At 68.0% G+C, this 21,334-nt stretch carries 14 protein-coding genes and 2 pseudogenes; 8 read left to right on the forward strand and 8 right to left on the reverse strand.

Features of this window, described 5'->3' with window-relative positions; all coding sequences use genetic code 11:
- Positions 1 to 13 precede the first annotated feature (13 nt).
- Positions 14 to 1,747, reverse strand: a complete 1,734-nt coding sequence (locus tag LN251_RS08470) for a fatty acyl-AMP ligase (RefSeq protein WP_458243853.1) — start codon at positions 1,745 to 1,747, stop codon at positions 14 to 16.
- 726 nt (positions 1,748 to 2,473) lie between these two features.
- Between LN251_RS08470 and LN251_RS08475 the strand changes: the two genes are divergently transcribed.
- From LN251_RS08475 to LN251_RS08485, 3 genes are all read left to right on the forward strand, one after another.
- Positions 2,474 to 3,880, forward strand: coding sequence for an MFS transporter (locus LN251_RS08475; protein WP_458243854.1), 1,407 nt, complete (start codon positions 2,474 to 2,476; stop codon positions 3,878 to 3,880).
- Positions 3,881 to 4,403: 523 nt separating this feature from the next.
- Positions 4,404 to 4,730 (forward strand): hypothetical protein, encoded by a 327-nt coding sequence (locus LN251_RS08480; RefSeq protein ID WP_458243855.1) that lies wholly within the window; start codon positions 4,404 to 4,406, stop codon positions 4,728 to 4,730.
- A gap of 31 nt (positions 4,731 to 4,761) precedes the next feature.
- Positions 4,762 to 5,568, forward strand: a complete 807-nt coding sequence (locus LN251_RS08485; RefSeq protein ID WP_458243856.1) for a DUF2637 domain-containing protein — start codon at positions 4,762 to 4,764, stop codon at positions 5,566 to 5,568.
- A 941-nt stretch (positions 5,569 to 6,509) separates the two neighbouring features.
- On the opposite strand, the gene ccrA is transcribed toward LN251_RS08485, so the two are convergent.
- Positions 6,510 to 7,835 carry a crotonyl-CoA carboxylase/reductase gene (ccrA, locus tag LN251_RS08490; protein ID WP_458243857.1) on the reverse strand — a complete coding sequence of 442 codons (1,326 nt, stop codon included), beginning with the start codon at positions 7,833 to 7,835 and terminating at the stop codon, positions 6,510 to 6,512.
- 383 nt (positions 7,836 to 8,218) lie between these two features.
- Here ccrA and LN251_RS08495 point away from each other — a divergent pair, with 383 nt between their 5' ends.
- The 3 genes and pseudogenes from LN251_RS08495 (at position 8,219) to LN251_RS08505 (ending at position 9,946) form a co-directional block, all read left to right on the forward strand.
- Positions 8,219 to 8,626 carry a rodlin gene (locus tag LN251_RS08495; RefSeq protein ID WP_458243858.1) on the forward strand — a complete coding sequence of 136 codons (408 nt, stop codon included), beginning with the start codon at positions 8,219 to 8,221 and terminating at the stop codon, positions 8,624 to 8,626.
- A 162-nt stretch (positions 8,627 to 8,788) separates the two neighbouring features.
- Positions 8,789 to 9,209: pseudogene (locus LN251_RS08500) on the forward strand (LCP family protein).
- Positions 9,210 to 9,541: 332 nt separating this feature from the next.
- A complete protein-coding gene (locus LN251_RS08505; RefSeq protein ID WP_458243859.1) occupies positions 9,542 to 9,946 on the forward strand; it encodes a rodlin in 405 nt (134 codons plus the stop codon).
- Positions 9,947 to 10,009: 63 nt separating this feature from the next.
- On the opposite strand, the gene LN251_RS08510 is transcribed toward LN251_RS08505, so the two are convergent.
- From LN251_RS08510 to LN251_RS08525, 4 genes are all read right to left on the reverse strand, one after another.
- On the reverse strand, positions 10,010 to 11,929 hold the full coding sequence (locus LN251_RS08510; protein ID WP_458243860.1) for an AMP-dependent synthetase/ligase: 1,920 nt from the start codon (positions 11,927 to 11,929) through the stop codon (positions 10,010 to 10,012).
- 72 nt (positions 11,930 to 12,001) lie between these two features.
- A complete protein-coding gene (locus LN251_RS08515) occupies positions 12,002 to 13,561 on the reverse strand; it encodes a YfbK domain-containing protein (protein WP_458243861.1) in 1,560 nt (519 codons plus the stop codon).
- A gap of 172 nt (positions 13,562 to 13,733) precedes the next feature.
- Positions 13,734 to 14,594: an ABC transporter permease gene (locus tag LN251_RS08520; RefSeq protein WP_458243862.1), complete on the reverse strand. Its 861-nt coding sequence runs from the start codon at positions 14,592 to 14,594 to the stop codon at positions 13,734 to 13,736.
- Positions 14,591 to 17,242, reverse strand: a complete 2,652-nt coding sequence (locus LN251_RS08525; RefSeq protein ID WP_458243863.1) for a CocE/NonD family hydrolase — start codon at positions 17,240 to 17,242, stop codon at positions 14,591 to 14,593. The genes LN251_RS08520 and LN251_RS08525 overlap by 4 nt, the downstream gene beginning before the upstream one ends.
- A gap of 29 nt (positions 17,243 to 17,271) precedes the next feature.
- On the opposite strand from LN251_RS08525, the pseudogene LN251_RS08530 reads away from it, so the two are divergent.
- Together LN251_RS08530 and LN251_RS08535 are read left to right on the forward strand one after the other, a co-directional pair.
- Positions 17,272 to 17,433 (forward strand): annotated as a pseudogene (locus tag LN251_RS08530) (NmrA family transcriptional regulator); the annotation flags it as partial.
- Positions 17,434 to 18,240: 807 nt separating this feature from the next.
- A complete protein-coding gene (locus LN251_RS08535; RefSeq protein WP_458243864.1) occupies positions 18,241 to 19,548 on the forward strand; it encodes a nucleotide sugar dehydrogenase in 1,308 nt (435 codons plus the stop codon).
- On the opposite strand, the gene wecB is transcribed toward LN251_RS08535, so the two are convergent.
- Together wecB and LN251_RS08545 are read right to left on the reverse strand one after the other, a co-directional pair.
- Positions 19,536 to 20,636, reverse strand: coding sequence for a non-hydrolyzing UDP-N-acetylglucosamine 2-epimerase (wecB, locus tag LN251_RS08540; RefSeq protein WP_458244155.1), 1,101 nt, complete (start codon positions 20,634 to 20,636; stop codon positions 19,536 to 19,538). The two genes, LN251_RS08535 and wecB, sit on opposite strands and share 13 nt — an antisense overlap.
- Positions 20,633 to 21,286 (reverse strand): acyltransferase, encoded by a 654-nt coding sequence (locus LN251_RS08545; RefSeq protein WP_458243865.1) that lies wholly within the window; start codon positions 21,284 to 21,286, stop codon positions 20,633 to 20,635. Before LN251_RS08545 ends, wecB begins: the two co-directional genes overlap by 4 nt.
- Positions 21,287 to 21,334: the final 48 nt, after the last annotated feature.

The raw sequence follows: 21,334 nt of genomic DNA on the forward strand, positions 1-21,334 counted from the left end.
TCGTGTGGGCCCGCTAGTCGCCGGTGCGTGCCGCCCAGGTACCGGCCAGGTACAGGTCACGGCATGCGCTGCGGGCGACCTTGCCGCTGGTGGTGTGGGGAACCGCCCCAGGTTGCACGAGAAGGAAGTCGTGGACGGCAAGGCCATGCTCGGAGGCGACCGCGGCCCGGACGGCACGCGTGACCTCCTCGAGAACGGAGTCGGCATCCGTAAGGTCCCGGCCATGCTCAGCGACGACGACCAGGCGCTCCCCGCTGGCAGTGGTCACCGCGAACGCGGCGATATGGTGAGGCCGGATCACCGGATGTGCCTTTTGTACTGTGTCTTCGATGTCGTGCGGATAGTGGTTGGTGCCGTCGACGATCACCAGGTCCTTGAGACGGCCAGTCACGTAGAGTTGCTTGTCGTGCCACACGCCAAGGTCTCCGGTACGCAGCCAGGGCTCAGTTCCCTCGAGAACTGCGCGGAAGGTGGCCTCACTGCTTTCGGCGCAGCCCCAGTAACCGCGTCCGATGTTCGGTCCACGAAGCCAGATCTCCCCGATCTGCCCGTCTTCTCGCCGCCGGTGTGTCGAGGGGTCAACGATGGCGATCTCCTGGCCGGTCGGCCGGCCGCATGCGACGAGTTCGACGACCGACTCCTCTTCGCTGTCCTCGACGACGTGCGCAACCCCTTCCCGCAGCGAATGCCTGTCAAAGGCGGTGACCGTCGGCTCTTCGCCAACGGGAGAAGCAGAAACGAAGACCGTGGCTTCGGCAAGCCCATAGGAGGGGCGCATGGTCGTGCGTTTCATACCGACCGCCGAGAATGCCGCCTGGAAGCGATCCAGGGTTCGCGGTGCGATGGGCTCGCTTCCGTTGACCATGGCTGCAACGGAGCCGAGCGTCAAAGCGGCCCGTTCGTCATCAGTCACCCGTTCGACACAGTAGTCATAGGCGAAGTTGGGTGCCGCGGTGATGGCCCCTTTGTGCTGAGAGAGCAGGCTCAACCAACGGCCCGGCTGTTGGATGAACGCCAAGGGATCCATGAGAACCGAAGGGATATGCCCCATGATGGGCAAGGCGACCGCGAGCACGAGACCCATGTCATGGTAAAGCGGCAGCCATCCCACAGTACAGTTGCGCCCTCGGTGGATGTCGTAAGCATCGAGCGCCTGCCGAGCGTTGATGCATACGTTGGAATGTGTGATCTCCACGCCCGACGGGATCCGGGTGGAGCCGGAGGTGTACTGCAGGTAGGCCACATCACCGGGTTGGGGGGCTCGTTCCTCGACAGGAGGCTGCTGCGCGAGCTCCTGCATGTCCGATTCAGTGACGATGCCGCATCGGCCCACGATGCCTCGGGCGGCGCAGAAATCCGCGAGGGGCCGGCGGTGGTCCTCCACGGTCAACATCAGGACGGGGGCCGCGTCCTGAAGGACGGCCGCAAGTTTGTCCTTATGGCCCGGAAGGAATGGGGTGAACAGCGGGACGGCGATCGCTCCCGCGCAGATGGCACCCAGAAAGCCGACGATGTATTCGAGGGACTGCGGCGCGACGATCGCGACTCTCTCACCTGCAGCACCCATGTTTCGCAGGCCTGAGGCGGTGACGCGTACTCGGGTGTCGAGTTGCTTCCACGTCAGGGATGTGACTGTTCCCCGGCTATCAGTGCTGTGGTCGACGAATGTGAAAGCCGTTTCCTCCGGGGTGCGCGCGGCCGTGTGGGCAAGCTGATGGCTGAGTGTCTCTGTGACCGACGATGGCACTGACTCACCGACCTTCGTTTCAGCACGGCAAAGAGCCCCGGGATCAGTCGGGCACAGCCGAACGGGATATCACACGGTGAAGTTCTGATTAGGAGTACATAGCAGCACAAAGAGTGAAACACGGCATCGACCCCTTCTCCACATGACACGCCGCCACCTGGACGGCGCGCGGCCCGTACATCGGCCGGCGCGTTTTGAGAGCTCGCCTACGCCAATGTCCCCAGGTCGGGTCTGTTGTTCCGAATTGCGGGCCTCGGCGGGTGTGGAGTCGCGGGGCCTGCAACACTGCCGTCGTCGCGGTAGGCCAGTCGAATGAACCACCGTGGCGACGCCCGGGAGGGCTGCGCTTCGAAGACGACGACGGCTTCTCTCAGATGCCACCGACTGCTCCCCGGACAAGTGGGGGCAGACTCCGGTTTCTCCCGGCTCCATGGCCGCGAGCTGCTGAGAACAGCTCGCCGCGCCGATCGTGCCCCTATGGGACAACCTTGACGTGGCACCAAGACGTCCGGACGAAAAGCGCCTCGCCCCCCGACCGCCTGATGCGCCCATCCGCCGGGGACTGCGCGTTTTCCACGTCCGGGGCAATCTCGTTGATGGATGTTCAGCGAAACCGACCTCACCTGCCTCACCGCGGCGAGGCACACCGGAAAGGCCAGTGGTTGACCGTCAGGACAGATTAGTTTCGGGCACAAATGTCAGGAGCATCGTGACAGGTAGGGAATCATGGGTCGACTACGTGTACTAAGCATCGTCACAGCTGTCGTCCTCTCGACCTTCTTGACGGCCCTGGACAACACGGTCGTGAATCTCGCCCTCCCGCAGATGAGCACTGAACTCGGCATGACAGACACTGATGTCAAGTGGGTGGCGACTTCATACCCTCTGGCCCTCGCCAGCTTCTTGCTGTTTGCCGGGCGTCTGACGGACGGAAAGGGCCGACGATGGTCCCTGCTGACAGGTGTCGCCGTGTTCACGGTGTCGTCGGCCTGCTGCGCTTTGTCGACCACAGGAGTGGTGCTGGCCTGCCTCCGCGGTGTCCAAGGCGGCGGCGCCGCCTTCATTTTGCCCGCGTCGCTTGCCTTGATGTCGCACGATCTCCCCAGCCGGGTACGGACTGCGGGCTTCGGCGCAACGACTGCCGCGATGGCCTCCGCTTTGGCCTTTGGACCTGTGATCTCCGGCGTCGTCACGCAGCACCTTGGATGGGAGTGGCTGTTCGTCATGAACGTCCCGCTCGGCGCAGCCAGCTTCGTTGTCGCTGCCCTCGCCCTGCCCCGCGGCCCTCGTCCACCACGTGCCACACATGATGCAGCCGAAGGGTTGCATCGCCACATCGCGCTGGCGTGCCTGTCCATCGCCTCCTTGGTCTACTGCCTGATCCAGGCGCCCTCCACGGGGCTCGGTGAGCCGTCCGTGATCGTCTCAGGGATCACCGCCGTCAGCGGTGCAATCGTGCTGGTGTGCAAGAAGCGCCGCAAGCGCAGCGGTAGCCCCGCGGTGGGGCAACTTCTTCGAGCCCGACCCTTTGCGGGCGGGCTCATCACCCAACTCCTGTGGGGCCTGGGAGTGACCGGGGTGTACTTTTATACGTCCCAATTCCTGCAGAGTGCCTTACACCTCAGCCCGACAGAAGCTGGGCTGACATTCACTCCGGTGGTTTCGGCCCTCTTCCTCACAGCCCCATTCGTTTCCGTCATGGCCAAGCGGTGGGGAGATGGTCAAGTCGCCGCCACAGGTCTGATGTCGGTTGCCGTAGGACTGCTGCTGATTGCCCTCGGCAGTCTTCAGGGCCAGCTCCTCGGACTCATGCCCGGTCTAGCGGCGGTAGGAGCAGGCTCCGCCTTGGCTCTTCCTCTGACGACTCGCGCCCTGGAATCTTCACCCCTCCACCTGTCCGGGTTCGCCGCCGGCCTGTTCAGCGCTACCCGCGAACTGTCTGGGGTGCTCGGTATCGTCCTGGTGGGTGCAGTAGTGACAGTCAGAGATTATGCGTCCGTGGCTCAGGGAGCCACACAGGGGCAGGCATTCTTGGCGGGCTACCAGCTGGGTCTGTGTGTGGCAGCGGCACTCGTGGCAACCGGAGCACCTGTGGCCGTATGGGCCCTGCGCCCCATCAAGTGCACGCCCTAGTGTTCGCGCGTTCGGCGCCGCGCCGGACGTCTTCCCGGTCGTTGACTCTGCGGTGTCGGATGATCCAGTGGTTGGACCGGTCGGCGCCGGTGCTGCACTGCCTCAGCAGGGCGTGGCACGACGCGGGTAGCGGTCCGACGTCCGCCGGCAATGCAGTCAATCTCACCGGGACGCGGGACGAACCCAGCCATCTGCCATCGTCACCGTGAACTCGGCCAGCCGGATCACTGCCGTGACACATCCCGGAAGCGTCGGGGCCGCCGTCGTGACCGCCACGACGGCGGGGGCACCAGCGCCCCGGACGCCTTGCACCACAGGGGGCGGTACCGCCTGCGGGCTGACCTACACCCGCAACCTGCCTTGATCACGATCGATACGAGCCGCAACCTTCGCCGTCTCAGGCGCGGCTACTATAAAAGCACAGTCGGCCGGGATGCCCGTAAAGCAGTAAGTAGGCGTTGTGATTGATCAGCATTCCCCGCCTCATGCGATGGCCTGTAGGTCTGCCCAACACCTGCACAACATGTTTGTCTGGCTGATGATTCACCCGTTCGCGGCGCAACCGCCAACTGGGGGCATCGTTACTCGCTACATGACGAAGGCAAGCGAGGAACAGACCATCGACCCTCTCCCGAAGAGGACCCGCCCGAAAAGTAACCGTGTCACGCGACTGGGCTCCTTCACTTATATTCCGCAACCCGTCAGCGACGAAACGTCGAACGGGGTTCTCGCGAGGGGGGGACTGTCCATCACGCTTGATGCAACCGATGAGGACCTGCAGGATTTCATGCAGACTTTGAGTGTTCTGGAAGGTGGCCTCTCAAGACGCTGGATGGAGTTGGAAGCCTGAGTGCCGACACGAAAAGACGGGCAACCACGCCATGTACGAAGAAGACCCAACGCCCTATTCCGATTTTCCCGCCGAATTTTCGTACGGCTACAATGACGCCAACGAATATCAGGCTCAAGTTGGAATTCTCCATCCTCCTCTGACGCCGCCGGAGTCAGACTGGGATCCTGCTGAAGAGCTGGCCTTTATACTGCGTGATGCTGTCGAGGCGGAGCAGGCCAGAATTCCGGCAGCACGCGGCGGGGAACCTGCGGATGCGAGATCTCATCAGGAAAACTTGGCGCAGATCACCGCAGAGTTGCCACCTATCAAGGCCGCGTCCCCGGGCCATCGCAGGGCGCGAGCACGACACAAGGACAAGCTGCTCACTCTCAGTTACTGCACTGGCGCAGTGGTGGCCGTCATCGCGGCGACGGTCAGCGTGTTCGGTGGGGTGATTGCTTACGATCCACTTCTGTTCATCGCCGCAGGCCCCACCGCCAGCAGCGTCGTCTCCTGGTGGCCTCTTCTGATCTTCGGCCCCTGGCTGGTGGCGTCGCTGTCCATTCTGCGCCACGCGCTGCACCGGCGCCGGTCCTTGCACTCCTGGTGCGTGGTCCTGGTGTTCTCCTCCATCGCCATGGCCTTGTGCATCGCCCAGGCCCCGCACAACCTCATGGGCAGGGCGGCGGCTGCGATGCCGATCTTCGCCTCTTTGACCTGTTTCCAGCAGTTGGTACGCCAGATCACCCTGACCAGGCCACCCCGGCGTCCATCGCGCCGACACCGACTGCAGCCGACCGGGGCACCCGTGGGTGGCGCGCCGTCGAACAGCGGACCCCACGGCTCTGTCAGGTGACGCTGCCAGCGAGACGGCTCGTGCGAGCGGACAGCTGTCCATCGTGACCCGTGCGTGCCGCTCCGGGCACGCGTCGAGTGGGTCACCCTTCTTCGTCTCGCAAGAGACTGGCCGCCGCCGGCACTGGCGGCCCGCACAGTCATCCACACAGGACCCAAACGGTGCCGCCGCTGCTTCGCCGACAACGGCGGCACCGGGGCCCCTCCGGCCCGGTCGGCGACGTGGGGAGGACCGGATGAGCCCACACCGCAACCCTGCGAGCGGCGCAGCCCCGGCGCCAGCGGTGTGCCGCCGAACGGAGGAGCCCAGACTCCGCGCACAACACCTGCAGACGCCTGGGGGCGGCCGTCGGCTTCCTCCGGAGTCGCGGCTCACCTTCCACGAGCTTCCGGATTGCGAGATCAGCCGTGCGGGCCGAACAGGGGGCCGCACGGCTCTCGTGGCGTCGGCGTGGAAGCGGTTGCACGGGACCGGCGGAAAGGACCATCGATCAGACGCGGAGCAGCAGCCATCGGCCGCTGCTCGAACGCCCAGCCGAGACCGGCGTCCTACAAGGTCGCGTTGACCGCCCCGTCTCGAATCCGGCCGATGGCCGGCCATCCCGAAGATCACGGCTCCCCTGGTCGGCCCGTCTGAAGGCGAGATGTCCGCCGTAGGTTGGCCGAGGAACGCGCATCGCCTGAGCATGTGGCCACGTCCCCGCGCCTGGTCCCGTGTCCGCCGCCCAACCGGTCACGGCCGGTCGCCGCCGCCGGCTCCGCCGGGGCTCGCACGTTGCCGAGACCCGGCTGACCACCGACATCGGGCGACGCTGACACCCATGTCTGACTCCATGCAAATGGAGCGGCCGGAATTTCATCAGACCGCTTCCTCGCGTGGAGTTGCACAGCGGGCCCGACTGTCCCCCTTTCCGGCCGAGCCCGCTCAAGGTCGATTCGGACTTACCTGCGGAACGTCCTGAGACGGTGCTCCCCGATCTTCTCGCGAGCGTTTGGATCGGTAACACCCAAGCCGGGATGAGGGGCGAGACACAAAACGCCTACCTTGCCGATGTGCTGATTGGTTTGAACGCTGCGGGCCGCAACCCCGACTTCATCCAAGGTGTATGTCGCGGAAAGGGCCGGCACCACATGCCCCAAGGCGATGAGTCTATTGACTTCCCACTGCTCGTGGAGGTTTGCGCCGTGACTCCCGATGATTCTCTTCAGGCGCATCCAAAGGTATCTGTTGTCATAAAGGTGCTCGTAACCTGTGCTCGATCCACAGGTCACGACGGTGCCCCCACGCTTGGCAAGGAAGACGGAAGCGCCAAAGGTCTTCCTCCCGACGTGCTCGAACACGATGTGCGGGTCCTCCCCGACCATGTCGCGGATGGCTCGCCCCATCCTCTTCCACCCCTCGGGCTGCTGCAGAATCGCGGGGTCACCATCCTCGAGGTCGGCGCGGTTGATGACCGCATGGCATCCGAGCGCTTTCAACAGCTCTGCTTTTTCAGCCGAGTTGACAACGCCGATAGGGATCCCGCCGCCGTTGAGGACCAGCTGAATGGCGTAGGATCCCAGCCCTCCGGTAGCGCCCCAAACAAGGACGACATCTCCTTGCTTCATCTGCGCTCCGCGGTCGCTCACCAACATTCGGTAAGCAGTGCTTGCGCACAGCGGATTGACTGCCGCCTCCTCCCAGGTCAGAGCAGCGGGCTTAGGCATCAACTGGCTGGCCCGCACCACTGCATAATGCGCAAGCCCTCCATAATTGGTCTCGAAACCCCACGCCTTCTGCCCCTCTCCAAGCATTCCGTCCCGATGGGTGTCGTGGTCCTGCTCGTCGACGTAGGCGGGGGAAATTACAACATGATCACCCACTTTCCATTTTCGTACGGAAGAACCTGTCCTGACGATGACTCCCGATGCGTCGGAGCCGACGATGTGGTAAGGCAAGTCGTGACGTTTCTCCCAGCCACCGGCCTTACCCATCTGCTTGAGGAACTGGAATGTGGGGATCGGTTCGAACATCGCCGTCCACACAGTGTTGTAGTTAATCGAACTGGCCATGACCGCAATCAACGCCTCATCGGGCGCCAGATCCGGCATGGGTACCTTGTCAATGACAATGGATTTGCGTACGTCCTTGTCCTCCATGGACTGAAAGACGTCGATGTCTTCTTCGCGCACGGTGGCAGCTGGGAAATAGTCTGGGACCGGGAGGCCTTCCAGGTCCGCTGCCTCGGCACCAGCGATGACCGCTTCGGACATGGACGTCTGCATCATGACTCCCTGTTGACCAACGTCGGCGACGTTACTGCCCCCGCACTTTCCGTTCCCAGGAAGCCCTCACCCAGCCAGTAGCGCAAGCGCAAGGAAAGCAGTGTGCTCCAGGCCCCGGAAAAGTCCCACGTCAACTGGGCAGTGCACACTCCCGGTCCGCCGGGTTCTTCTCCCCTAATGGAGCACGACGCCGCGTGAGAGGCCAGTGGGACACGCGACGGAGGAGACGGCGCCGGCTGGGGTGACGCCCGAAGCGACCCCGGAGAACGCTTCACCCTGCCGGGGTTCACCTACGGCCATTGGGGTGAAGGGGAGCAACCACGCGGTCCGGGCGGAGTTGTTCAGGGCGCTCCGGTGGACGGGGTTACTCCAGAAGGGACCAGCAAGTGATCAAGAAGGTTATGGCTGCCGCGGTGGTCGCCGCTTCCGTTGTCGGAGCCTCGGCGGTCTTCGCGCCCCAGGCGCTGGCCATCGGGAACGATGGTGGCGTCAGCACCGCCAACGGCAACGGTGCCGCGCAGATCTACGGCAACCAGGCGACGTACGGGAACATGAGCCCGCAGATGGCCCTCATCCAGGGTTCGCTGAACAAGCCCTGCCTCGCCCTGCCCACGAAGGCCAACACCCAGGCGCTGACGACGGTCACCACCGCCCTCCAGGATGTCCCGATCCTCTCGGCTCCGCAGAACCAGCAGTGCACCGAGAACAGCACCCAGGCCAAGGGCGACGAGCCGCTGTCGCACATCCTGGACAACATCCCGGTCCTGTCGGGCAACGGCTCCCGCAACAACTGATCGGGTGACGAACGCAGCGGGCCGCCGAATTCTCGGCGGCCCGTTCGCTTACCCACGGAACGAACGTCCTCCTGCTGGGCACCGACGGCCGCGACACCATCACGCCGGAGAAAAAGCGGTAGTTCCACGCGGGCGGTATCGCCTGACTGCACGGACGTGATGATGCTCGTCCATCTCTCCGAACGCCGGGACCGGGTGAGCGTGGTCAGTCTGCCGCGCGACTCCCTCGCGCAGATTCCCACCCGGTGCGACGACTTCACCGGGAAACAGCTACCGGCGCATCCGGCGAAACCCAACAACGCCTATGCCGAGGGCGGCGCCCGGCTCACCGTACGAAGCCGGCCGGCACCGGCTCGGCGGCGGGCAGTCCCTGCAGTACGTCCGCTCACGCCATGTGGACGGTTCGGCGGACCTGGGCCGGATTCAACGGCAGCACCGGTTCCTGGTCGCGGCGTTGCGCGAACTGATGTCCCGGCATGTGCTGACCGACCCGGAAGCGATGCTGCGCATCGGCCGCACCCTCCTCGGCGCCGCTTCCGTCGACCAGGGCTTCGGGAGCGGTGATCTGGTGGAGCCGTACTGAGCCGGGTGTCGCTGTCGGGCACCGAGTTCGCAGTGTCGAGCCGACGCCCTCGATGACCGGGTTGAAGCCGGCGATCGGCACCGTGGGCCGCTGATCCCGGTGGGACGGAACCCCCTCCCCAGCGATCCGCCGGACATGCGCTCCTCCTTGCCTCTCCAGGGAAGCTCACTCGTGTGTCGGTAGCGAGATAACACTTTCTCCTCCGCGCTGGGCCGAATGGGGCAAACGGCGCAACCAAACCCCCACTCGGTGGTTGGTCAAATCGCGGCTCTACAACGGGGTCCGCTCTCCGAAACTCTGCACCGGAGTCCGCTCTCCGAAGGGAAAGAAACATGAAGAAGCTGTGGGCAAGCGCGGCCATCGCCGCCTCCATCGTCGGCGCCACGGCTGCGACCGCCGCCCCTGCCTTGGCGATCGGCAACGACAACGGGGTCACCACCGTGAACGGCAACGGCTCCGTCCAGAAGTACGGCAATCAGGCCACGCACGGCGACATGAGCCCCCAGCTGGCGCTCGTGCAGGGTTCGCTGAACAAGCCCTGCCTCGCCCTGCCCTCGAAGGTCAACACCCAGACCCTCGGGACGGTCGGCACCGCCGTCCAGGACGTCCCGATCCTCTCGGCTCCGCAGAACCAGCAGTGCACCGAGAACTCCACCCAGGCCAAGGGCGACGAGCCGCTGTCGCACATCCTGGACAACATCCCGGTCCTGTCGGGCAACGGCGCCGGCAACAGCTGACCGCAGCACCGCCGAAGCGGGCCGCCGAACACATCGGCGGCCCGCTTTCGTGTGCGCGGGCGGCTACTTGAGGTACAGCGCCTCGATCTCGGCCGCGTACGCGGCCCGCACGGCGTGCCGCTTGACCTTCAGGGACGGGGTGAGCAGGCCGTTCTCCTCGTTGAACTCCCCCTCGACCAGCGTGAACGCTCGGATCGACTCGGCGCGCGAGACGGCCTCGTTGGCGTAGTCGACGGCCCGCTGGACGTCGGCGCGCATCCGGGGGTCGTGTACCACCTCGGACATCGGGGTGTCGGCGGGCAGTCCGCGGACGGACAGCCAGTGGGCGACCGCCTCGGGTTCGAGGGTGATCAGGGCGGCGACGAAGGGCCGGTTGTCGCCGACGACGACGCACTGGCCGATCGGCGGGCGGCTGCGCAGCCGGTCCTCCAGAACGGCCGGGGAGACGTTCTTGCCGCCGGAGGTGACGAGGATGTCCTTCTTGCGGCCGGTGATGGTGAGATAACCGTCCTCGTCGAGCGCGCCGAGGTCGCCGGTGGCGAACCACTCGTCCCGGAGCACGGCGTCCGTGGCCGCAGGGTTGTTCCAGTAGGCGCCGAAGACGATGCCGCCCTTGATCAGGACCTCGCCGTCGTCGGCGATGCGCACCGCGGTGCCGGGGACGGGCTGGCCGACGGTGCCCGGGCGGGGCCGCAGCGGGGGCACGATGGTGGCGGCCGCGCTGGTCTCGGTCAGGCCGTAGCCCTCGTAGACGATGATCCCGGCGGCGTAGAAGAAGAGGTTGAGGTTGCGGTCGAGCGGGGAGCCGCCGCTGATGGCGTAGCGCATGCGGCCGCCGAGTTCCTTGCGGACCCGGCGGTAGACCAGCAGGTCGTAGAGGGCCCAGGCGGCGTACAGCGCGGGACCCGGGCCCTTGCCCCGGTCGAGGAACTTGTCGAGGTAGGCCGCTCCGAAGCGGACGCCGACACGGTCGGCGCGGTCGAAGGAGGCGCCCCGGCCGATCTTCTCGGCGGTCGCGCGGCCGGTGTCATGGATCTTCTCGAAGAGATACGGCACGCCGACCAGAAATGTGGGGCGGAACTCCTTGAGCGCGGGCCGGAGTTCGTCGGGCTTGATGCTGGGACAGTGGCCGATCTCGATGCGGGCCATCAGACAGGCGATCTGCAGGGTGCGGCCGAGGATGTGGGCGAGCGGGAGGAAGAGGAGGGTGGAGGCCTGCTGGCGGGTGACCTCCTTGAAGATGGGGTGCAGCAGCTCGACCGTGTTGGCGGCCTCGGCGTGCAGGTTGGCGTGGGTGAGCACACAGCCCTTGGGCCGGCCGGTGGTGCCGGAGGTGTAGCAGATCGTCGCGATCGTGTCGGGCGTCAGGGCGGTACGGCGCTTGGTGACCTCCTCGTCGGGGACGTCCCGGCCGAGGACGGTGAGCTCGGTGAGCGCGTTTTCGTCCAACTCCCAGGTGCGGGGCGGTGTCTGGTGGCCGGTGGTTCCGGTCGTCACCGTGGCGGTGTTGCCGGCGGTCTCGGTGACGACGAAGCGGGCGCCGGAGTCACGGACGATCCACTCGACCTGCTCGGCGGAGGAGGTGGCGTAGACCGGGACGGTCTGGCCGCCGGCCGCCCAGATCGCGAAGTCCAGGACCGTCCACTCGTAGCGGGTGCGGGACATCACCGCGACCCGGCCGCCCGGTTCGAGGCCGGCCGCGATCAACCCCTTGGCTACGGCGCTCACCTCGTGGGCGAAGGCGGCCGCGGTGACCGGCTGCCAGGTGCCGTGCAGCCTGCGGCGCAGGATCACCGCGTCCGGGGCCTCGGCCGCGTTGGTGTGGGGCAGGTCGGCGATGCTGCCGGTGGCGGGTGTCCTCGCCATCGGCGCGGTGCGGGCCTCGCGCACCGTGCCGGACGCGTCCCTGACGACCTCGACCCTGGTGCGGGCGGCCAGGTCACCGCGTTGTTTCGCCCGCTTCAGATCCTTGCGTACGCCCATGACGGCTCCCGGTCGGCTCGGACTGGGAGCACAACTTACTCGTAAGTAAGGAAGAGTCAATGGGGTCGGGGTTCACTTCATGCTGCTCGCCTCGTCGATCGCCTCCGCCAGCTGGTCGACGTCCCGGTCCTCGGTCTTCTTCGCCAATGCCTGGGCACGCTTGCCGAGTTCACCGAGGCCGGGGTTGCCGGGGAGGGAGCCGGTGCCGTCGGGCTCCGGCGAGCGGGTGCGCAGGGTGTCGGCGAAGTAGGCGGCCGTCGCGGTGACCTGGAAGCGGCTGGGGGCGCTCCACACGTCGTCGTGCAGGGCGTCGGTCTCCAGCTGGCCGGACTCCTCGTGCGGGGCGCGGGACTTCGGGTCGAGCCAGCGGACGCTCGCGGTGGCGAGGTGGCCGTCGGCGCCGGGCTTGGTGCGCACCGCGTACAGGGCGGTGACGGTGTGGCCGGGGCCGACCTCGCCGCCGTCGACGTTGTCGTCGCGGAAGTCCTCGTCGGCGACCTTGCGGTCGTCGTAGCCGACGAGGTGGAACTCGGCGACGGTCTCCGGGTCGAAGGCGACCTGGGCCTTGGCGTCCCGGGCGGTGAGCTCGATGTTCTGCGGGAGTTGGTCGACGAAGACCTTGCGGGCGTCGTCGTCGCCGGAGACGTAGGCGGTGTGGCCGTCGCCCTTGTCGGCGAGGCGTTCCATCAGGGCGTCGCCGTAGTCGCTGCCGACGCCGACCCCGAAGAGGGTGATGCCGTGGTCGCGGCGTGCGCGGGAGACGCGTTCGAGGATGGAGTCGGCGTGCGTGTCGCCGGTGTTGGCGAGACCGTCGGAGATCAGTACGACCCGGTTGGTGGCGCCCTCGCGCAGGCCGTCGGTGGCGGTGGCGTAGCCCTTCTCGACGCCCGCGCCGAGGTTGGTGGAGTCCTCGGTCTCCAGGTCGTCGACGGCGCCGTGGACCCTGCCGCGGTGGCCGCCGAGGCGGGTCATCGGCAGGACGGTCCGCGCCTCGTCGCTGAAGGTGACCAGGGCGACCGAGTCGTCGTCGCCGAGCTGGTCGGTCATCGTGTCCAGGGACTTCTTCGCCAGGTCGAGGCGGCCGGGCTCGCCCATGGAGCCCGAGACGTCGACGACGAACGTGAGCGCGGCGGGCGGGCGTTCGCCGGAGTCGGCGGCGCGGGTGGCGAGGCCGACGCGGACGAGGGACCAGCCGGCCCTGTCGGTACGGGCCCCGTCGACGGTGACCGAGAAGCCGATGCCCTCGGGGCGGTCGTAGTCCTGGCGGAAGCTGTTGACGAACTCCTCGGGGCGCACCTGCGAGGGGTCCGGCAGCCGGCCGTCGGCGAGGACCCGGCGGGCGTAGCCGTAGGAGGCGGTGTCGACGTCGAGGGCGAAGGTGGAGAGGTGGTCGGCTGACGGGCTGTCGTCCGGGCTCTCGGCGCGCTGCTCCCCGGCCGCCGCCGAGCCCGCCGGGGCCGGGAGGCCGCCGGTGCGGTTCGAGCGGTCCGCCGAACTGCTGTTGTCCTGGCCCGCGCTGCACGCCGTGAGCAGCAGGCCGCCCGTCGCCGCGAGGGCGAGCAGGGTGACGCGCAGCCGTCGGGTACGACGGTGTGCCGTGCCGGGCCCTGGTGTTCGGTGTCGCTGCTCCATCTTCCGTGCCCCCTCTGCCGATTGACCGGTGGTTCGAACGGCCGTATTGGCGTCGCCGTCTGTGACTGTGACGGCGGAGGGGGTCGGAACGTGCGTGACGAACCGTTGCGGATGGATCTCGAAGCGGCCACGATCATGGCCCGTCGAGACAGGTGGGTGACCCTCCGTTGACCTAGGAGACCACGTCCTTGCGGGCGAAACCGCGGAAGGCCAGGGCGAACAGGACGAGCGCGTACGTTATGGAAATCGCCGTGCCCTGGATCATGCCGGACCACTCGGGATGCGGCTGGACGGCGTCCGCCCAGGCGAACTGCCAGTGCGCGGGCAGGAAGTCCCGCCAGTGACCGAGGGCCGTCACGGCGTCCAGGACGTTGCCGACGATGGTCAGGCCGACCGCGCCGCCGACCGCGCCGAGCGGCGCGTCGGTCTTGGTCGACAGCCAGAACGCCAGCCCGGCGGTGACCAGTTGGGACACGAAGATGTACGCCACCACCACCAGCAGGCGCTGCGTGGCCGTGCCGGTGTCCAGCGCGCCGCCGGTGGGGATCTGCAGCGGGCCCCAGCCGTAGGCGGCCGTGCCGACGGCCAGGGCGACCACCGGCAGCAGGATCATCGCGGCGAGGCTGAGGCCGAGTCCGACGACGAGCTTGGACCACAGCAGGCGGGCGCGCGGCACGGGCGCGGCCAGCAGATAGCGCAGGGAGGACCAGCCGGCCTCCGAGGCGACGGTGTCCCCGCAGAACAGGGCGACCGGGATGACCAGCAGGAAGCCGGCCGACACGAACAGGTTGACGGCGGCGAAGTTGGCGCCGGACGCCGTCGCCGTGTCCATCAGCGTCACCCGGCCGTTGCCCTGGCTCGGGTTGCCGATCGCGAAGGCGATCAGCAGCACGAACGGCAGGGCGGCGAGGATCGCGCCCATGACGAGCGTGCGGCGGCGCTTCAACTGCCGTATCAGCTCGACCCGCAGGGGCAGGGTGCGGCCCGCGCGGTAACCGGAGGCGGTCTCGGTGCGCTCGACGAGCGTGCTCATGCGGAACCTCCGATCAGGGTGAGGAAGGCGTCCTCCAGGCGGCGGTGCGGGCCCACCGACTGGACGGGCACTTCGAGCCGTACGAGCTCGACGACCAGGCGCTGCGCGCTGCCGTCGGGGTCGAGCCGAACCAGGAGGCCGCCGTCGACGGCCACCGCGGAGGCGACGCCCGGCAGGGTGGCGACCTTCTCGACGACCGGCTCCGCCACGGGAGCGGCGGTGCCGACGAGCAGGGTGTCGCCCGAGCCGACGATCTCCCCCACCGGGCCCGCCTGGACGAGCCGGCCGCGGTCCATGACGACCAGGTGCGTGCAGGACTGCTCGACCTCCGCGAGGAGGTGGCTGGAGACGATGACCGTACGTCCGGCGGCCGCGTAGCGGATCATCACCTCGCGCATCTCGCGGATCTGCGGCGGGTCCAGGCCGTTGGTCGGTTCGTCGAGGATGAGCAGGTCCGGCAGGCCCAGCATGGCCTGGGCGATGGCCAGGCGCTGGCGCATGCCCTGGGAGTAGGTGCGCACGGCCCGGGCGAGCGAGTCGCCGAGTCCGGCGATCTCCAGTGCCTCCTCCAGATGGGCGTCCGCGGACGGGCGGCCGGTGGCCTGCCAGTACAGCTCCAGGTTCTCCCGGCCGGACAGGTGCGGCAGGAAGCCCGCACCCTCCACGAACGCGCCGACCCGGGAGAGGACCGGGGCGCCGGGGCGGATGGCGTGCCCGAAGACGCGGATCTCACCGGCGTCCGGCTTGATCAGGCCCATCAGCATGCGCAGGGTGGTCGTCTTGCCCGCGCCGTTCGGCCCCAGCAGGCCGAGGACCTGGCCCTTCTCGACGCGGAAGGTCACCTCCCGCACCGCGTACCGGTCGGCGGAGCGGGCGTACCGCTTGCTCAGGCCGGTGATCTGCAACGGGATGTCGGCGAGGTCTGGGTCGGGAGGGGGTGCCGCGGTCGTGCGGCGGCGGCTCGTCAGGAGCAGGGCCAGGGCGATGAGCGCGCCGGCCAGCGGCAGCCACCACACCCAGGACGGGAGCGGGGCGGCGGCGGTCGTCACACCGGGGGCCGTCGGCACGGTGAGGTCGCCCTTCAGCGAGACGGTGTACGTCGCCGGGGCGGTCGGGGAGGCGTAGCCGAGGTCGGTGGAGGCGAGGACCAGGCGGAGCCGGTGACCTTGCTCGACCTCGTGGTCGATCGCCGGGAGGGTGATCGTGACGTCCTTGCCGGCCTTGGCGCCCTCGACGCGGACGGGCGTCACCAGCTGCGAGGGCAGTACGGGCGTGCCGCCGCCGGGCCCGACGTCGTACACCTTCGCGAAGAGGACGGCGTCGTCGCTCGTCGACGTCACGTGCACGGTGACGGTCGGCGATCCGGTGACGCGCAGGCCGGTGCCGAGCGGCGCCGACTCGAAGCGGGCGTACTGGCCGGGGAAGTCCAGCGAGACGCCGACGCCGAGCGAGGACAGCTGGGCGAGGCCGCCCGCGCCGCCGAGGCCGGGCAGGGCCGAGACCCCGGGCGGAGTGGCGCCGGGCGGGTTGTCGAAGCGCTGCCGGGTGCCGCGCAGGGCGACCGGGCGCCGTCCGCTCTCCAGGCCCGGGTAGGTGGTGTCGGTGGCGCCGCGCAACTGGGCCGCGCCGCTGGTGGAGTCGACACCTCCGGTGCGGGTGACGCGGAAGGCCGGGCCGGTGTCGGTGCCCTTGTCGTCCTTGAGGTACCGGTCGAACCAGGCACGCACGCGTGACTGCGTCCGCCCGGTCTCCATGTCGCCGCCGTCGTGCCCGCCGGCGATCCAGTCGACGTCCACCGGGGCGCCGTTGGCGCGGATCGCCTTCGCGGCCGCGTCCGCCTGGCCGAGCGGGAAGAGGGAGTCGGTCTGGCCCTGCATCAGCAGGGTGGGCACCTTGATACGGCTGCCGACGGCGGAGGGGGAACGGGCCTGGAGCAGCTCGCGGGCCCGGGCGTCGGGCCTGCCCGACTCGGCGACCCGCTCGTACATCCGGCACAACTGCGGTTCGAATTTCTCGCAGCCGCCGCCGGAGTTGACGAAGATGCCGGCCCACAGCTTCTTGAAGACGCCGTTCGGGAACAGGGCGTCCGCGAGGTTCCAGTAGGTGATCGCCGGGGCGATGGCGTCCACACGCTGGTCGTAGCCGGCGGCCAGCAGGGAAATCGCGCCGCCGTACGAGGCGCCGGCGACGCCCACGCGCGGGTCGCCGGGCTTGTCGAGCTGGACCTGGGGCTGCTCGGCCAGCCAGTCGATGAGCTTGGAGACGTCCGCGACCTCGCCCTTGGGGTCGTTGAGGCCGATTTCGCCCGTGGACCTGCCGAAGCCCCGGGCGGACCAGGTCAGTACCGCGTAGCCGTCTCTGGCGAGGTCCTCCGCCTGCTGCCGTACGTCCTGCTTGCTGCCGCCGAAGCCGTGGGCCAGCAGCACGGCGGGCCTGCGGCCGGCGGGGCCGGACGTGAAGTACGAGGTGTCGACGCGGACACCGTCGATGGCCATGATGCGGTCGGTCTCGTGCACCGGGGGCTTGCTGTCCGAGGCGACAGCCGTCCACGTTCCCGCGCCCGCGAGTACGACGACGGCGGCCCCGGCGGCCAGCAGCCGTCGGGGCCTCCGTAGCAGCCCTCGCCGGTGGGGCAGTCGAAGATCCATGCGTCAACGGTACGGGGCGTCGCTGAGAGTTCGAAAAGGCCGTGCGCGCCTCCGGTATGAACTGGACGATCCTGCGTCCGGGCGGCTTCGCCTCCAACGCCTGCGCCTGGATCGAGACGGTCCGTACGCAGCGCGCAGTGCTCGCCCCGTTCGCCGACGTGGCGCTGCCGGTCGTGGACCCGGCGGACATCGGCCTCGGGGAACATCGGTACAGCCTTTGGCCCTGAGATGGGTCATGGTCTGGTTGCGTTCGGTGCGACACGGAGTGTCCGGGGTGAATCCAGCGCGAGCGCGTTGGATGATGAGGCATGGTGCGCGAGGAGAGCCGCGGGTGGGCTGAGACCGCCATCGCCGGATTGCAGGTCCGTGGCGATGGTGTGGCTGCGATACGCCTCCTCGGGTGGGAGTGCGTTCTGCCGCTCTCGGTAGTCAGGACGGTCGTTGTCGCGCCGCTGGCCGAATGGCCGCCCGCTCCCCCGCCGATGACGGTTCCGGGCGATGAGGCGGCGACCCCGCCCGTGGCCTTGGAGCAGCAGGCGCGTTGAGCCAGTGGACACGCGCACTTGTGCGCCGAACCGGCGCTCGTGCCGGCGGCCCCCCGATCCCTGCCCGGCATCGGGGGGCCGCCGCGTGTGCCGATGGGCTACTCGCCCTGGTCGGAGTCCGTGTCTGAATCCTCGATCTCGCCGGGCTGGGGCCAGCAGCCGAACGGGCGAGGTCGCGGGCGACGGCGATGTCCTCGCTTCCCTCGAACGCGGCGACCACCGATCCTGCGCCCAATAAACCGCCTGCTTCCGAAACTTCACCGCACTTACCGACTTTCGGCCGGACTCGGCACCGTCCCATCACGTGTCAGAGTCAAGGACAGACGATCGCTGGCCCCTTCGTGTCGGCTCACTGAAATGAAGCTGCGGAGATAAGGTGCGTAGTGCTTTGTCAATGCGTGTCGGCTATCTTCGGTCGCCTGCGCAGCTGGTTGCCGCTCGGAGGAAACAGCCGTGCAAATCTGTGTGGTGGCGCTCGGAAAGATCGGCCTGCCCCTGGCCGTCCAGTTCGCGGCAAAAGGCCACCACGTCATCGGCTCCGACGTGGACGAACGAGTCGTACACCTGGTAAATGAGGGCGTTGAGCCTTTCCCCGGCGAGGCTGAACTCGCTGAGAGGCTGAAGAGCGTCGTCGGGGCGGGGCGGCTGCAGGCCACCACCGACACGACCGCGGCGGTCGCGCACGCCGAGGCGGTCGTCCTGGTCGTTCCGGTATACGTCGACGCCCAGGGCACGCCCGACTTCGGCTGGATGGATACAGCGACGCAGGCGGTGGCGCGCGGACTGCGGCCGGGCACACTCGTGTCCTATGAGACGACACTGCCCGTCGGTACCACTCGAGGGCGCTGGGCGCCCATGCTCGAGCAAGGCAGCGGGCTGACCGCGGGCCGGGACTTCGCTCTCGTCTTCAGCCCCGAAAGGGTCCTGACCGGACGCGTATTCGCCGACCTGCGCCGCTACCCCAAGCTGCTCGGCGGCATCGACGTGGCCTCCGCCCGCCGAGGTGTCGAGTTCTACGAGTCCGTCCTCGACTTCGACGTACGCGACGAACTGACTCGTCCCAACGGCGTCTGGGACCTCGGCTCGGCGGAGGCCGCGGAGTTCGCGAAGCTGGCCGAGACGACCTACCGTGACGTGAACATCGGGCTGGCGAACCAGTTCGCACGGTTCGCGGACCGCATCGGCATCGACGTGGAGCTGGTGATCGACGGCTGCAACTCGCAGCCCTACAGCCACATTCACCGGCCTGGCATCGCCGTAGGCGGTCACTGCATTCCCGTCTATCCGCGCATGTATCTGTGGAACGACTCGGACGCGACAGTCGTACAAGAGGCCCGTACGGCCAATGCCTCGATGCCCGAGTACGCGGTACGGCGGCTTGCGGAGGTGTACGGCGACCTGACCGGCGCAGGCGTGCTCGTATGGGGCGCCGCCTACCGGGGCGGCGTCAAGGAGACCGCATTCTCCGGGGTGTTCCCCGTCGTCGAGGCGCTGCGGGCGCGCGGCGCCGAGCCGTACGTGTCCGACCCGCTGTACACGGCCGATGAGCTGAGGGCACTCGGCCTGCCGCCGTACAGCGGCCAGACAGTCACCGCCGCTGTCGTCCAGGCCGATCACGACGAGTACCGAGAGCTCGGATCCGACCGGTTCCCGGAGGTGCGCGTCGTGGTCGACGGGCGGCGGATCACCGACCCCGATCGATGGGCCGGGGCCGAGGTGATCCTGCTCGGTGCGCCGACCCGGACGGCTCAGCGGGCTTGAGATCCGCTCACGCGATCTTCCAGCGCCCGCACCACACGGGGTGCTGCTTCGCCGTCGCCGTACGGCACGCCGCGTGAGCTCTTGGGCGCAGGACGCAGGACGGTGTCACGCCATGCCTGGGAGCCCAATGCACGGGGATCCGGCACGAGTGCGTTCCAGCCGCCCCGGAGCGTTTCGGGCCATTCCGTCTCCGTACGGAGTGTCGTGCAGACGCGCTCCAGGAGGAACGCCTCTTTCTGGAGTCCTCCCGAGTCGGTGATCACGCCACGCGAGCCGAGCACCGTGCGGATCAGCTCGGCGTAGGGAAGGGGACGGCTGAGGCGGAGGGAGCCGCTGTCGAGCTTGATGCCGAAGTCCTCTGCACGTGCGAGCAGCCTGGGATGGGCGGCCAGGGCGACGGGGACCGGCAGACTGGCCAGGGCATCCACGAGAGCGGCCAGGCGGTCGGGACGATCCGTGTTCTCGGCCCGGTGCAATGTGGCGAAGACGTAGGGCTCCTGGGCGTCGGCGAAGGCCGGAAGTGCGGCGGTGGCCTTGCCCCTCAGCACCTCGTCCCTGATGCGCAGGCACGTGTCGACCATGACGTCCCCGGTCAGGACCACACGGTCGGCCAGGCCCTCGGCTGCCAGGTGGTGCACCGCCTCCTCGGTGGGTGCGAGCAGCAGATCGGCAGCGTGGTCCGTGAGGACGCGGTTGTGCTCCTCGGGCATCCGCCGGTTGAAAGAGCGCAGGCCCGCTTCCAGGTGGGCGACGGGGATGTGCTGTTTGGCAGCGGAAAGGGCGCCGGCAAGAGTGGAGTTGGTGTCTCCGTAGACGAGCACCCATTCGGGGCGTGCGGCGGCGATGACGGGATCGAGGGCCGCCAGGATGGTGCCGGTCTGCACTCCGTGGGTGCCCGAGCCGACGCCCAGGTGCACGTGGGGCTCGGGGATGGAGAGGCCGGTGAAGAAGACGTCGGACAGATCGGCGTCGTAGTGCTGACCGGTGTGGACGATCATATGATCGTGCTCCGTATTGCCGAACGCTGCGGCGACTGCGGCAAGTTTGACGAATTGGGGTCGCGCCCCGACTACACTCATGACCTTCATGGGCTCGACTTTTCTCGGTATTGAGCTGAAAGCTCCGTCAGAATTCCGTCGTTCTCCGAGTAGAGATTCCCATTGCTCGGGCACTCCCAGAGTCCGACCCGATCCGGCAGTGCGCGCAGACGCTCGCCGGCAGGTCCCACCCATCCGATCCGTTGGGCAGGGACACCGGCGACGAGGGCGAAATCCGGTACGTCCTTGGTGACGACGGCCCCCGCGGCGACCATCGCCCAGCGGCCGATGCCGACCGGAGCCACACACACTGAGCGTGCGCCGAGTGACGCGCCCTCAGCGACCCGTACGCCGACCGCCTCCCAGTCGCCGGCGCGCTTCGGACGCCCGTCCGCGCCGACGGCACGAGGATTGCGGTCGTTCGTGAGGACGACCGCGGGCCCGACGAAGACGCCGTCGGCCAGTTCGGCGGGCTCATACACCAGCGCATGGTTCTGAATCTTGACCCTGTGGCCGATCTTCACTCCGGGTCCCACATAGACACCCCGGCCCACGACGCAGTCGCAGCCGAGCACGGATTCCTCGCGGATCTGCGCGAGTTCCCACACCGTCGTACCCGGGCCGAGCACGGCCGACTCGTCGACCTGCGCACCGGGCGCGATCCGCACCTGCGCAAACGCCACCTCACCGCTTTGGTTCATGTACTGAGCAACGAGCACTGACTGCTGCGGGTACTGCTCTCCGGGTAC

Source organism: Streptomyces sp. MAI_2237, assembly GCF_054189285.1.